Source organism: Sphaerotilus microaerophilus (genome assembly GCF_023734135.1).
Lineage (GTDB): Bacteria > Pseudomonadota > Gammaproteobacteria > Burkholderiales > Burkholderiaceae_C > Sphaerotilus > Sphaerotilus microaerophilus.
Genome location: NZ_AP025730.1, coordinates 5,662,697 through 5,675,793, shown reverse-complemented (window position 1 = coordinate 5,675,793; position 13,097 = coordinate 5,662,697). Strand labels below are relative to the sequence as shown.

The following is a 13,097-nucleotide window of genomic DNA, read 5'->3' as shown; positions in this document are numbered from 1 at the left end:
CTTCGCCGCTCTCCCTCAAGGGGGCGCCGCCAGCAGACCGGACAGGCCGGATCTGCGGCGTTCGCTGCACAGGCGCTGCGTCAGCCTGCGGCACCGGCCCGTCCTCGGAGACCACGCATGAAACCGGCCCTCTCCGTTCTCCTCCTGACCACCCTGATCGGTGCGGCCCAGGGCCTCGTGCTGGCGCTGGCCGGTGTCGAGCTCGCTTCCTGGGCTGGCGCCGTGGCGCTGCCGACCACCTTCCTGTTTGCGGGCGCCGTGCTGGCGCTGCTGCTCAGTGCGGCCGGGCTGGTGGCGTCCTTCTTCCACCTCGGCCACCCCGAGCGGGCCTGGCGCGCGGCGGCGATGTGGCGCACCTCCTGGCTGTCGCGCGAGGTGATCGTGCTGCCGGCCTTCATGGGCGGCACCGCGCTGTATGGGCTGGCGCGCTGGGCCGGGCATCCAACGGCCCTGCTGCTCGTGCTGCTGGCGGGGGCGCTGGCGCTGGCGCTGTTCGTCTGCACCGGCATGGTCTATGCAGCGGTGAAGGTGATCCGCGAGTGGGCCAGCCCCTTCACCGTGGTGAACTACACCGCGATGGGCGCGGCCTCCGGCCTGACGCTGGCCACTGCGCTGGCGGCCTTCACGGCGTTGAACGCGCCGGAGCTCGGCGTCGGGCTCGGCCGCCTGGCGCTGGCAGCCACGCTGCTGGCTGCGGGCCTGCGGTTGGCGGCGCAGCGGCGCAACCAGCGCCTCGTGCCCAAGACGACGCTGCAGACCGCGATCGGCGTGCGCCACCCGCGCATCGTGCAGAAGTCACAGGGGGCGATGGGCGGCTCGTTCAACACCCGCGAGTTCTTCCACGGCCAGGGTGAGGCCTTCGTGCGCCGGCAGGCGGTGCGCGCCCTGCTGGCCGGCTGGCTGGCGCCCAGCCTGATGTTGCTGCCGCTGGCGCTGGGGGCCGCTGCGCTGCCCTGGGTGCTGGTGGCGGCGTTCGTGGCCCAGTGCTGGGGGCTGCTGTCGGAGCGCTGGCTGTTCTTCGCCCAGGCGCGGCACCCGCAGAACCTGTACCACTCGTCGACCGCATGAGCTTGCATCCAGTCTGCGGCCTGTTGGCCGGCCGGCCGTGCCGGCCTGTGCCGGTGGGGCGCCTCGCCGCACTCGTGCCGCCGATGCTGATCCTGGCGCTGCTCACCTGGGCTGCCCCGAGCCTGGCCGCAGACGGGGCTGCCGTGGCTGGCGCACCAGATGCCCAGCCCTGGTGGGTCTGGCCGCTGGGGCTGTTCGTGGTCTGTTTCCTGCTCGGCATCGTGGCGGTGCCGGCCGGTGTGGGCGGCGGGGTGCTGTTCGTGCCCATCGTCGGCGGCTTTTTCCCGTTCCACCTGGACTTCGTGCGCGGCGCAGGCCTGCTGGTCGCGCTGGCCGGGGCGCTGTCGGCCGGGCCGGGGCTGCTGCGCGCCGGTTACGCCAACCTGCGCCTGGCGCTGCCGCTGGCGCTGGTGGCCTCGGCCAGTTCGATCGTCGGGGCGCTGCTTGGCCTGGCGCTGCCGGCGCGGGTGGTCAACCTGGCGCTGGGCACGGTGATCCTGGGCATCACGGCGCTGATGCTGACGGCGCGCAAGTCGGAGTGGCCGGTGGTCGATCGGCCGGACCGGCTGTCGCAGGCGCTCGCCATGCACGGCATCTTTCGCGACGCGGCCAGCGGGCGCGAGGTGGCCTGGCAGGTGCACCGCACGCCGCTGGGACTGGTGCTGTTCCTGCTGATCGGCGTGTTGGCGGGCATGTTCGGGCTGGGCGCCGGCTGGGCCAACGTGCCGGTGTTGAACTTGGTGATGGGTGCGCCGCTGAAGGTCTCGGCCGCCACCTCGGGCTTCATCCTCTCGCTGGTGGATTCGTCGGCCGCCTGGGTCTACCTGAACCGCGGCGCGGTGCTGGCCGTCGTCGCGGTGCCGTCGGTGGTGGGCATGATGCTGGGCGCTCAGATCGGTGCGCGCCTGCTCACCGTGGTGCCGGCGGCGATGGTGCGCAAGATGGTGATCGGCCTGCTGCTGTTCGCCGGGCTGCGTGCGCTCCTCAAGGGGCTCCAGATATGGAACTGAGGCCGCCCATGACCGACGTTCAGAAGGACTTCGTCGACGCCGCACAGCAGCGCTACGCCCGGTGGCTGGCGACCGGCTCGCGCCTCGGTCTGGCCGTGCTGGTGGCCAGCTTCGTGGCCTACGTGGCCGGCTGGATCGCGCCGCTGGTGCCACTGGAACAGCTGCCTGCGCTGTGGAACCAGCCGGTGGCCCAGTACCTGCAGACCACCGGCCAGCCCACCGGCTGGGGCTGGCTGGCGCTGGTGCAGCGCGGCGACGTGCTCAATCTGGTGGGCATCGCGCTGCTGGCCTCCTGCTCGCTGCCCTGCCTGCTGGCCGTGATGCCTCTGTATGCCCGCGCCCGCGACCGCGCCTTCGTGGCGATCTGCGTGCTGGAGGTGATCGTGCTGGTGTTTGCGGCATCGGGCATCATCGGTGGCGGGCACTGAGGCGGTGCCTGGCCAGACGACCCTGGAGCCGGCGGTGAACCCCTCCCATTCTTCCCCTCCCTTCCAGCACCTGCTGCTGGCCACCGAGCGCAGCGAGCATGACGTGCCCGCCGAGATCACCGCGTTGGCGATGGCCGCACGCTGCGGCCTGCCGCTGCGGGTGGTGCTGCCGCTGCGCAGCAACCCGGAGTACGAGATCGCCGCCCCCGAGCTGGCGCTGCGCGCCGAGCGCGAGATGGCGGCCCGGGTGGCGCAGCTGCGCGAGCAGGCCACCCGTGCGGGCGTGACGCTGGAGGTGTCGGTTCGCCGGGGCGAGGAGCCCTGGCGCGAGATCGTCGCCGACGCGCAGGCCAGCGCCGCCGACCTGCTGGTGACGCGTCACCGCGGCAAGCAGGGCATCCTGGCGCGGCTGCTGGTGGGCGAGATGGTCAGCAAGGTGGCCGGCCACGCCCCCTGCTCGATGCTGATGGTGCCGCCGCCCGGCGGGCTGTGGTCGCACCATGTGCTGGCCGCCGTCGATGCCTCCGCGCACGGGCCGGTGGTGGCGCGCCAGGCGGCGGCGGTGGCAGCCACCTGCGGCCTGCCGCTGACCGTGCTCAGCGTGGCGCCGGACGGCAGCGCGCCGGCCCAGGCCGCGGCCCTGGCGGTGGCGCAGCGGGCCGCCGATGCGGCGATGCAGGCCGTGCCGGGTCTGCCCGCGCCACCGCAGGTGCGCACCGGACAGGGCCGCGCCTACGAGGCCATCGTCGCCGCGGCCGATGCAGCGGGCGCCGACCTGATCGTGCTCGGCCGGCGCGGCGAAACCGAGCTGGCCGACCTGCTGCTGGGCAGCACCGCCCAGCGGGTGGTTGGCCTGGCCGGGCGCGCCGTGATGCTGGTCAGGGCCTGATCCCGGCGCAGCTTCTCCCGTCTCGCGGCTTGGTGGCGTTGCAGCCTGGCGGCCGCGAGGCCCGATCCCTTCCCTTCTTGAGATCGAAGACCGATGAGTGACGCCCTCGACTACCTCGTGAAAGCCCGGCCCGATGCGGTTGGCCACTACTTTGCCTTCCTGAAGGCCTGCGGCACCCACCTCGACCCGAAGACGCGCAACCTCATCAGCGTCATCACCAAGGTGCACGCGCAGACCGAGCGGGGCCTGCGCCAGTACCTGAAGCGTGCGCTTCGCGAAGGCTGCACGCCGATGGAGGTGCTCGACGCGCTGCTGATGGCCTTCCCGACCCTCGGCCTGGCGAAGATCATCTGGGCGGTCGACATCATCCTGGCGATGGATCTGCCGGGCTTCCATCCCGATGCGCTGAAGGGCGCCGCACCCGCTGCTCCCGCTGCTGCGGCCGTGCCCGTGGCGACGACCCTACCCGCGGCCGAGCCGACCTGGCACGACCTGCTGGCGACGAAGGAGCTCGCGGTGGGCGAGAGCCGCCGCCTGGAGTGCGCTGGCCGGGCCGTGTTCATCCACCGTGCCACGCAGCGCGCCTGGCGCGTCTACGACAGCCTCTGCCCGCACCAGGCCACCCACATCCCGCACCTGGGGCTGCAGGGCGACACGCTGACCTGCCCGAAGCACGAGTGGCAATTCGACCTGCGCAGCGGCGCCTGCACCGCCAAGGGTGACCAGCCGCTGCGCCAGTGGCCCAGCAAGGTCGAGAAGGGCCGCCTGCTGGCGCAGTGGTGATCGATGAACGATTGAGGCTCCGGGGGGGTCAATCCCGCATCGCGCGGGCGTACTCCCACTTCAGCGTCGCCACGCAGCCGGCGATGATCGCCGAGAAGGTGAGGAACGCACCGATGGACAGGGTCGACAGCCCGGTCACGCCCTGGCCGATGGTGCAGCCCATCGCGGTGACGCCGCCCATGCCCATCAGGATCGCGCCGATGATGTGACGCGCCAGGTCCTCGGTCTGGCGGAAGCCCTCCACGCGGAAGCTGCCACTGGTCAGCGCACCCAGCGCTGCGCCGCCCACCACGCCCAGCGCGGTGGCGATGCCGAAGGTGACGATGCGGCTGGTGTCGCTCCACATCATCAGCAACTCCAGCGTGTAGGCGTAGGGGGCGATGAAGCTCAGCGATTCGGCGCGGCCGCTGTTGGTGGCGACGAAGGCCTCCTGCAGCGTCTCGGGGTGCTCGGCGAGGTAGCCGACGTGGCCGCTGATGTACCAGCCCGCGGCAACAAACAGGCCGGTGAGCAAACCGCCCAGCAGCGGTTCGGGCCGGCGGAAGTCGCGGTCGGCCAGCGCGAAGGCGACCAGCCCGCCGCCGATGAGGGCCACCAGCACCATCAGCAGCGTGCGTGCCGACAGGCCGAAGGTGCCGGCCAGCAGCGTGGGCAGGTCCTGCCCGGCGCCGACGTTCCACACCCAGGGCTCCAGCCAGCGCACGCGCCAGACGCCGAACAGCCCCTTGAGCGTCATGTAGGCAGCAATCGCCACGAAGGCGAACACCACCACGGACTTGAGGTTGCCACCGCCCAGGCGGATCAGGGTCTTGCTGCCACAGCCGCCGGCCAGGGTCATGCCGATGCCGAACAGCGCGCCGCCTACCAGATTGGCCACCCAGAGAATGCGCCCGGAGGTGTAGATCGACTTGGACACGTCGATCAGCCCGGCCAGTTGCAGCGCCCCGGTGGCCAGGATGGCCGCGCCGATGGCCATCAGCCACATGCGCATGCGTGTCCACGAGCCCATGGCCACGATGTCGGACACCGCGCCCATGGTGCAGAAGTTGCTGCGCTGGCCGACGAAGCCGAAGGCCACGCCGAGCCCGGCGCCCAGCCAGGCGATGGTTGTCGGGGAAACGATGTTGCTGCCGTCCATGGGGGGTCAGCCTCGCTCAAGAAAGTGGGGTCAGGAAAAGGGCGCCGCATGCCCACGTTCGTGTCGGCAGCACGGCGCCCGCGGGGGCGAGATTGTGACGGAGGCGCTCAGAACCGCATGGCCCAGGCCATGCCCAGCGATTGCTGCTTCATCCAGATGGTTTCCTGCCCGCCGTTGCCGGGGCCGAGCAGGGTCGGGGAATTCAGCATCGAGTAGCCGGTGACCGACACCTTCGGTGCGTACATGTAGGCCATCGTCAGCTCGGAGTTGCCGCCCAGCTGCATCGTGCCGCCCAGGGTGTAGTGGGTCTTCGTCACGCCAGGCGCAATGATGTTGAACGACACATCCGCTGCGGTGATCGGGTTGTCGCCCTTGTTGTAGCCCGCCCGCAGCGTCAGTTGCGGACTGGCCTGCCACTGCACGCCCAGCTTGTAGACATCGATGTCCTTCCATCCGAAGCCGGGGCCGTTCGCCGAGCCGAGCGGGGCCTGGTTGCTGCTCGGGTTGCCCACGGACGGCACGCCGCTGTATTCGATGCGCATCCAGTCGAGTGCGACGGTGACGGCGGGTATGACCGACACCGCGACGCCCAAGCCGTAGTTGGCTGGGATGTCGAAGTCACCGGCGCCGGCAAACAAGCCCTTGTACTTGTCAAGGGTCCCCATGTCCATCTTGGGCGAATAGGCTGCCGCCAGTGTGACCGGCCCCACCTTGCCCTGATAGCCGACGCGAACACCGAAGCCGGTCGAGCTGTCGTAGCCGTTGTTGGTGACGTAGCCCGGGTTGCCGGTCATCGGTGGGAAGCCGGGGCCGTTGTCGAAGGCCTGCAGGCCCGACATCTTGAATCGCTGATAGCCGAGCAGCGGCGACAGGCCGATGGCGTGGTCTGGCGCCAGCTTGAACGAGACCGTCGGCGCGATGATCAACTGCATCAAGTCCATCGTCAGGCGGCCGCTGCCGCACATCGGATTGGCCACGTTGCCCGACGGATTGCCGCAGGAGGTCTGGGCCCCGGGATAGTCGGTGTTCATGCCGCCATTCCCGTACACCGTGATGCCGGCGGTCAATGACGGACTGAACTGGCTGATGTAGCCGAACTCGGGCACGAAGTGGTTGTTGCTTTCGCTGGTCGTGTTGAAGTCGAATGCGCCGCCCATGCTGCCCTGCCGGCTGGCGCCGCGCTTGGGTTGGAACCAGTCCAGGCCCAGGTCGAGCCGGCTCCCGGCAAAGGACATGCTGGCCGGGTTGTTGGCGCCGCCCATGCCGTCCTGGCTCATGGCCAGGGAGGCGCCGCCCATGCCCTTGGCCTTCAGGCCATAGCCATGCGGGAAGTAGCCATTGGTGGCCAGCGCGGCCAGGGGACTCAGGGCCAGGGCGGCGCCCAAGGCGATGGCGCGGCGGGTGTGGGCGTGGGGACGCTTCGACTGGGGAAGATGCAGCATCGTTTCTCTCCGGCATGTCTCGTGGTGGGTCGCGGGCCCGGTGAGGGCGGGCGCACCCGGGCGGCGGCCCCGGTGTCTCCCCGGGGTGCATCAAGGCGCGGGCAGGCCCCGCAAGCCGCCCCGTGTCAGATGAACAGGCAGATGTCGGTCTTGCCGGCAAACTCCATGAAGGTGGAGGCGCCGCCGTACTCGACCTGGTCGATGAAGTCCTTCTTCTCGAAGTCGAACAGGTCCACCGTCATCTGGCAGGCGATGAACTTGACGTCGGCCTCCAGGCAGAGGTCACGCAGCTCCTCGAGCGAGGCGACGCCCTTGGACTTGATCTTCTGCTTCATCATCATCGTGGCCATGGTCTCCATGCCGGGCAGCATCTGCACCATCACCGGCATGGGCACCGGCATCGGCATGGCCGGGTTGGCCAGCGGGCTGATCTTCACGTCCGACAGGTCGCGCCGCAGCAGCTGCAGCCCGTAGAAGGTGAAGAAGACCTGCACCTCGTAGCCCAGCGCCGCGGCGGTGGAGGCGAGGATGAAGGGCGGGTAGGCCATGTCCAGCGTCCCTTTGGTCGCGATGATGGCCATGCGTTTGGGTTCCACGGTGTGCTCCTCGGTCCGGTTCTGCTTCGTGGGCGGCTCGCTCAGGCGGGGGCGTCAGCCCTTGCGCAGATAGAACACGTACTCGCCGCCGGCCGTGCCGGACTCGACCAGCGGATTGCCGGTCTGATTGGCAAAGGCCTCCATGTCCTTGACCGATCCGGGATCGGTGGTCGTGACCTTGAGCACCTGGCCCGAAGTCATGGCGTTGAGGGCCTTCTTGGTCTTGACGATGGGCAGCGGGCAGGACAGGCCGCGTGCGTCGAATTCCTGGTCGAATTGCATGGAGGATCTCCTCGGTCGTTGAATCTGCGCTTCGGTAGGCGTGCTCCCCCGTCGCGATGAGGCCGACAACCTCACACGCAATGCGGGAATCCTGCATGGATTGGGCGCGGAGCGACGCCCGAGCGTCTATCACCGCCATGGGGAGTCAGGGACTAGCCCATCTGGGTGATCGACCAGCGCCGGGCGGGACCCGCATGCTGCGCGGCATGGCCGATGCCTTGCCGCTCCAAACGACTGCGCCCGCTGCGGGCTCGAGCGCGACTGCTCGCCTGGTCATCCCGATCCGGCCTGCCGCTGGCGCGGCGCAGGAGAACGCGCTCGACTGCAGCGGCACCGAGGTGTTCGCGCTGCGGGTGATGGGGGCGTCGATGGCGCCCGAGTTCGAGGACGGCGACATCGTCGTCATCGAGCCTGAGGGCCGCGTGCGTGACGGCGCCTATGTGCTCGTGCAGCTGCCCCGCGAGGGCTGGGTGCTGCGCCGCCTGCGGGCCGCACCGGCCGCAGGCCCCGACAGGGCGGGCTGGTGGGTGGAGGTACTGGACGGATCCAGCCCGAGCGCACCGCTGCCTGGCCCCGAGGCGGTGGCCGGCGTGGTCATCCAGCGTGCCCGTCCCGGACGGCGCCGGGAGACGCGCTGGTACGGGGATTGAGCGGTCAACCGCCCGTCGGTGCGCCCACCGGTTGCAGCACCGCCACCTGCTCCGGCACCAGCAGCGTGCCCTGGCGCAGGCCGCGCCAGGTGCCCAGCAGCAGGGCGGTGATCACCAGCGAGGCCAGCGCCAGCAGCACCGGGCCGAGCACCGCCAGCAACCCGCCCGGCTCGGCCAGACGCAAGGTCAGCGCAGCCAGCGCGGCCAGCGGGAACGACAGGCCCCAGTGCGGCACCCCGAAGGGCAATGCGGCCAGGCGACGCGCCTGCGAGCCGGCCCACAGGAAGCTGAACAGCGCGACCCCCCAGCAGCCCCAGGCCAGCAGCCGCGGCGCGCCGAACTGCAGCAGGGCCAGGCCGACCACCGCGGGCGGTGCGATCAGGATGAAGTGCGCCGGCAGCAGCCGCTCCGGCCAGAGGCCCTGGGTGGCCACGCGCACCAGCAGCAGCACCAGCACCACCGGCCAGAACAGCAGGCCAACGCCGAACTGCGCCGCCGCCCACTCGGTGTGGCCCAGCGGCACGCCGGCCAGTGGCGCGAGCACGTTGCCCACCACCGGGATGATCATGGCCGGTGTCAGCACCGGCCAGTGCAGGCCGCCCGGCTTGTTGCCCTGCCACCAGCGCGACAGCACCCACAGCGTCACGGTGAACTGCCCGAGTGCGCCGACCCACCAGGCGAGGTGGACCGAACCGACGAGCACCGGCGCACCCGAACGCAGCCCTTCCGGCCCCAGCAGGGTGGTGCCGACCGTGGCCAGCAGCATCAGCCCGATCGGGATCGCGGCCAGGAAGGCGTGCCGCACCGGGTGCGCCCGGTCCTCCTGCCAGGCCTTCGGGTGGCGCCGCAGCCGCAGCACGGCGGCCACGGCCAGGGCCAGGTAGGCGGCCAGTGCCGCCACGCCCAGGACCAGGGAGATGGCGAGCGCCATCTCGCCCATCAGCTCGGAGGCGCGGTTCCAGGCCAGCGCCAGGCCGCACAGGCCCATCGGGATGGCGAACCAGACGGGGTAGAGGTAGGTGAGGGGAGCGGCAGGGGTCATGGGGGCATGGATCGGGCGCCGGTGGACCCAGGGACGGGCGTGCGGCACGCAGCCACTGTAACGGCGGTGTGAGTTCTTCACAACCCGCGGGGGTATCTGCCCTGGGCGCGTCGATGGGTGTTTCCACCAGCTACGTGTCAGCCAGTCCTCTCATAATATTTGTTTGTGCTTATATCTAGATGATCCGAGTCAGGTGTCGGGCTCGGGCACGCACGTTCCACAGGAGAGCTTGTGCAAGCTGACGATCGCACGGGGCCGGAAGGCGGGTTCCCGGGGCGCCTGCTGAAGGCGCCCGAAAACTTCATCGATGCCGCGGGGGTGCGCACGGTGTTCGCCGAGGCCAAGCAGGGCCGGCGTGACTTCATCCGGCGTGCCTTCGCCTCGGCCGTGGGTGCAGGCGCAGCGGGTGGCGCCGTGGTGGCGCAGGCCCAGTCCAATCCGGTGCCCACCGAGGGCGGGGATCCCAACATCCTGGAGTTGCCTGAGCACAGCCGCAACCTGGGGCAGGGCGTGGCCAGCGAGGGCTACGGAAGGCCGTCGAAGTACGAGAGCAATGTGCAGCGCCGGCCCAGCCCGGGGCTGACGCAGACGACCCAGTCGTCGGTCTCGTTTGCGCCGTTGCAGTCGCTCTTCGGCATCGTCACGCCCAGTGGCCTGCACTTCGAGCGCCACCACCAGGGCTGGTGGGACGTCGATCCGTCCAAGCACCGCCTGATGGTCAACGGCTCGGACGAGAAGATGGTGAGGACGCCCAAGGTCTTCACGCTCGACGAGATCATGCGGCTGCCGGCGGTGAGCCGCTTCCACTTCATCGAGTGCGGCGCCAACAGTGGCATGGAGTGGGGCAACGTTGCCGTGCCGACGGTGCAGTACTCGCACGGCATGCTCAGCTGCAGCGAGTTCACGGGCGTGCCGCTGAAGATCGTGCTCGACCTGTGCGGGGTGGACTACAAGCGTGGCCGCTACGTGCTGGCCGAGGGCGCCGACGGCTCGTCGATGACCCGCACCATCCCGATGGAGATGATCGAGTCCGGCGAGGTGCTGCTGGCCTATGGCCAGAACGGCGAAATGCTGCGCCCTGAGAACGGCTACCCGCTGCGCCTGGTGGTGCCGGGCGTGCAGGGCGTGAGCTGGGTCAAGTACCTGCGCCGCATCGAGGTGGGCGACGCGCCCTATGCCGCCAAGGACGAGGCGGTGCACTACATCGACCTGATGCCCGGTGGCCTGCACCGCCAGTACACCAGCATCCAGGAATGCAAGAGCGTGGTCACCACGCCCTCGGGTGGGCAGGTGCTGCTGGACAAGGGCTTCTACAACATCTCCGGGCTGGCCTGGTCCGGCCGCGGCAGGGTGGCCAAGGTGGACGTGTCGGTGGACGGCGGGCGCAACTGGCGGCCGGCGCGCATCGAAGGCCCGGTGCAGACCAAGGCGCTGACGCGCTTCAACATCGACTGGGTGTGGGACGGCCGTCCGGCCATCATCCAGAGTCGCGCCACAGATGAGACCGGCTACGTGCAGCCCAGCTATCGGCAGCTGCGCGCGGTGCGTGGCAAGCGTTCGATCTATCACAACAACGCCATCCAGTCCTGGCTGGTGCAGGAGAGCGGGGAGGTCAAGAATGTTCAGCTCTCGTGAGTGGACAGGGCTGCGTAGCGCCGCGCTGGCGCTGGCGGGCGTGACGCTGGGTGCGGCGGTCTGGGCCCAGGCGATGCCCAAGGACAGTGCCGCAGCCTTCGCTGGCATCGGCCGTCCGGCCACCGCCAAGGAAATCGCGGCCTGGGACATCGACGTGCGGCCCGACTTCAAGGGCCTGCCCAAGGGTTCCGGTTCGGTGGCCCAGGGCATGGACGTCTGGGAAGGCAAGTGCGCCCAGTGCCATGGCATCTTCGGCGAGTCCAACGAGGTGTTCTCGCCCCTGGTGGGCGGCACCACCGCGGACGACGTGAAGACCGGCAAGGTGGCGCGCCTGCTCGACGAGTCCTACCCCGGGCGTACCACGCTGATGAAGGTGGCCTCCATCTCGACGCTGTGGGACTACATCCACCGCGCGATGCCCTGGAACGCGCCCAAGTCGCTCAAGGTCGACGAGGTCTACGCCGTCACGGCCTACCTGCTCAACATGGGCGGGGCGCTGCCGGACAACTTCGTGCTGTCCGACCGGACGATGGCCGAGGCCCAGGCGCGTCTGCCCAACCGCAATGGCATGACGCTCGACCACGGCATGTGGCCGGGTCAGTCGCTCAAAACCGGCGGCAAGCCCGAGCTGCGGCCCGACGTCAAGGCCGTGGCCTGCATGAAGGACTGCGAGGCCGAGCCGAAGGTGGGTTCGTTCCTGCCCGACTTTGCCCGCAACAACCACGGCAACCTGGCCGAGCAGAACCGCATCGTCGGGGCGCAGCATGGCGTGGACACCACCCGTCCCGCAGGAGCAGCGCCCGCGCCGGTGGTTGCAGCAGCACCAGTGGCCAAGGCTGTGGAGGCCGGCGGCTCGGCAGCGGTGATGCCGCTGCTGCAGAAGAACGCCTGCATGGCCTGCCATGGCGTGGACAACAAGATCGTGGGACCGGCCTACCGCGACGTGGCGAAGAAGTACAGTGGGCGAGCCGATGCCGTTGCCTACCTGACGGGCAAGATCAAGGCGGGCGGCTCCGGTGTCTGGGGCGCGGTCCCGATGCCCGCGCAGGCCTTGCCAGAGGCGGATGCCAGGCTCATCGCACAATGGCTGGCTGACGGTGCGAAGAAGTAAATGACCGCTCCCCGGCTCTGCAGCCGTCCAAACCCAGTTGGGCTACTCCCTCCGGGCAGGTCGGTTTCAGGGTCCGCCCTCTGCGCGGCGGGCCGCGGCCTCATCAGAATCCCCCCGAACTGCAAGACACGTAAAGGAGTCTTCTCAATGCAAACTCGTCGCGAAATGCTCAGCCGCAGTGCGGGCGTCGCCGCCATGCTGGCTGGCATGGGCCTGCTGCCGAGCGTCGCCCAGGCGGCCTATGCGCAGGCAGCCTTCGATGCCAAGACCATGGCCGACCTGGTCAAGTCCCTGGGTGTGAGCGCTCCGGCCGAGAACAAGGCCGTGACCATCACCGGCCCGGACATCGCCGAGAACGGTGCCGTGGTGCCGCTGGGCTGCTCGACCACGCTGCCGGGCGTCAAGCGCCTGCTGATCGCGGTGGAGAAGAACCCGTCGATGCTCTGCGCGCTGTTCGACGTCACCGACTCGGTGGAGCCGAACTTCAACACCCGCGTGAAGATGGGCCAGTCGTCCAACGTGTTCGCCATCGCGATCATGAACGACGGCAAGGTGTTCTTCGCGCAAAAGGAAGTCAAGGTCACCCTCGGTGGCTGCGGCGGTTAATACAAGGAGCTTCAAATGGCAGATCCGATGCGCATTCGCGCCCAGGCCGCTGGCGACAAGGCCACCGTGCGCGTGCTGATGAGTCACGAAATGGAAACCGGGCAGCGCAAGGACGCGTCCGGCAAGGTGATCCCCGCCTGGTTCATCCAGGAGGTGAGCGCCGCCCACAATGGCAAGGTCGTGATGACCGCCCAGTGGGGTCCCTCGGTGTCCAAGAACCCCTTCCTGCAGTTCAACGTCAAGGGCGCCAAGGCCGGCGACAAGGTGAGCGTGAGCTGGGTGGACAACAAGGGCGACAAGCGCACCGACGAAGCCACGGTGTCCTGAGCCGGCTCATCACCACAGGCCCTTTCGGCCCGAACCGCCCGACCCGACCGATCACCAAGGAGACACCTTGAAGCGCATTGCCCTGGCCCT

The 13,097-nt window shown here is 69.6% G+C and carries 15 protein-coding genes; 10 read left to right on the top strand and 5 right to left on the bottom strand.

The features are described from left to right. The first annotated feature begins 117 nt into the window (after positions 1 to 117). The 5 genes from NGK70_RS24585 (at position 118) to NGK70_RS24565 (ending at position 4,178) form a co-directional block, all read left to right on the top strand. Positions 118 to 1,068, top strand: a complete 951-nt coding sequence (locus tag NGK70_RS24585) for a dimethyl sulfoxide reductase anchor subunit family protein (RefSeq protein ID WP_251971063.1) — start codon at positions 118 to 120, stop codon at positions 1,066 to 1,068. After that, complete coding sequence (locus NGK70_RS24580) at positions 1,065 to 2,078, top strand: sulfite exporter TauE/SafE family protein (RefSeq protein ID WP_251971062.1); 1,014 nt, start codon at positions 1,065 to 1,067, stop codon at positions 2,076 to 2,078. The genes NGK70_RS24585 and NGK70_RS24580 overlap by 4 nt, the downstream gene beginning before the upstream one ends. An 8-nt stretch (positions 2,079 to 2,086) precedes the next feature. Then, positions 2,087 to 2,506, top strand: coding sequence for a hypothetical protein (locus NGK70_RS24575; RefSeq protein WP_251971061.1), 420 nt, complete (start codon positions 2,087 to 2,089; stop codon positions 2,504 to 2,506). 34 nt (positions 2,507 to 2,540) lie between these two features. Next, positions 2,541 to 3,395, top strand: coding sequence for a universal stress protein (locus NGK70_RS24570; RefSeq protein ID WP_251971060.1), 855 nt, complete (start codon positions 2,541 to 2,543; stop codon positions 3,393 to 3,395). Between the two features lie 93 nt (positions 3,396 to 3,488). Then, positions 3,489 to 4,178 (top strand): Rieske 2Fe-2S domain-containing protein, encoded by a 690-nt coding sequence (locus tag NGK70_RS24565; protein ID WP_251971059.1) that lies wholly within the window; start codon positions 3,489 to 3,491, stop codon positions 4,176 to 4,178. A gap of 28 nt (positions 4,179 to 4,206) precedes the next feature. Here NGK70_RS24565 and NGK70_RS24560 read toward each other — a convergent pair whose 3' ends face one another. The 4 genes from NGK70_RS24560 to NGK70_RS24545 form a co-directional block, all read right to left on the bottom strand. Beyond that, positions 4,207 to 5,316: a YeeE/YedE family protein gene (locus NGK70_RS24560; RefSeq protein WP_251971058.1), complete on the bottom strand. Its 1,110-nt coding sequence runs from the start codon at positions 5,314 to 5,316 to the stop codon at positions 4,207 to 4,209. Between the two features lie 107 nt (positions 5,317 to 5,423). After that, positions 5,424 to 6,758: an OmpP1/FadL family transporter gene (locus NGK70_RS24555; RefSeq protein ID WP_251971057.1), complete on the bottom strand. Its 1,335-nt coding sequence runs from the start codon at positions 6,756 to 6,758 to the stop codon at positions 5,424 to 5,426. Positions 6,759 to 6,883: 125 nt separating this feature from the next. Then, positions 6,884 to 7,354, bottom strand: a complete 471-nt coding sequence (gene dsrE2, locus NGK70_RS24550; protein ID WP_251971056.1) for a sulfur carrier protein DsrE2 — start codon at positions 7,352 to 7,354, stop codon at positions 6,884 to 6,886. Between the two features lie 54 nt (positions 7,355 to 7,408). Further along, entirely contained in the window at positions 7,409 to 7,636 is a 228-nt protein-coding gene (locus tag NGK70_RS24545; protein WP_251971055.1) for a sulfurtransferase TusA family protein, read from the bottom strand. 206 nt (positions 7,637 to 7,842) lie between these two features. Here NGK70_RS24545 and NGK70_RS24540 point away from each other — a divergent pair, with 206 nt between their 5' ends. Then, positions 7,843 to 8,286: a S24 family peptidase gene (locus NGK70_RS24540; protein ID WP_251971054.1), complete on the top strand. Its 444-nt coding sequence runs from the start codon at positions 7,843 to 7,845 to the stop codon at positions 8,284 to 8,286. 4 nt (positions 8,287 to 8,290) lie between these two features. Here NGK70_RS24540 and NGK70_RS24535 read toward each other — a convergent pair whose 3' ends face one another. Next, positions 8,291 to 9,328 carry an SLAC1 family transporter gene (locus tag NGK70_RS24535; RefSeq protein WP_251971053.1) on the bottom strand — a complete coding sequence of 346 codons (1,038 nt, stop codon included), beginning with the start codon at positions 9,326 to 9,328 and terminating at the stop codon, positions 8,291 to 8,293. 231 nt (positions 9,329 to 9,559) lie between these two features. On the opposite strand from NGK70_RS24535, the gene soxC reads away from it, so the two are divergent. The 4 genes from soxC (at position 9,560) to soxZ (ending at position 13,007) form a co-directional block, all read left to right on the top strand. Further along, a complete protein-coding gene (gene soxC, locus NGK70_RS24530) occupies positions 9,560 to 10,963 on the top strand; it encodes a sulfite dehydrogenase (RefSeq protein WP_251971052.1) in 1,404 nt (467 codons plus the stop codon). Continuing rightward, positions 10,947 to 12,074: a c-type cytochrome gene (locus NGK70_RS24525; protein WP_251971051.1), complete on the top strand. Its 1,128-nt coding sequence runs from the start codon at positions 10,947 to 10,949 to the stop codon at positions 12,072 to 12,074. The genes soxC and NGK70_RS24525 overlap by 17 nt, the downstream gene beginning before the upstream one ends. A 147-nt stretch (positions 12,075 to 12,221) precedes the next feature. Next, complete coding sequence (gene soxY / locus NGK70_RS24520) at positions 12,222 to 12,680, top strand: thiosulfate oxidation carrier protein SoxY (protein ID WP_251971050.1); 459 nt, start codon at positions 12,222 to 12,224, stop codon at positions 12,678 to 12,680. A gap of 15 nt (positions 12,681 to 12,695) precedes the next feature. After that, positions 12,696 to 13,007 carry a thiosulfate oxidation carrier complex protein SoxZ gene (soxZ, locus tag NGK70_RS24515; protein WP_251971049.1) on the top strand — a complete coding sequence of 104 codons (312 nt, stop codon included), beginning with the start codon at positions 12,696 to 12,698 and terminating at the stop codon, positions 13,005 to 13,007. Positions 13,008 to 13,097 lie beyond the last annotated feature (90 nt).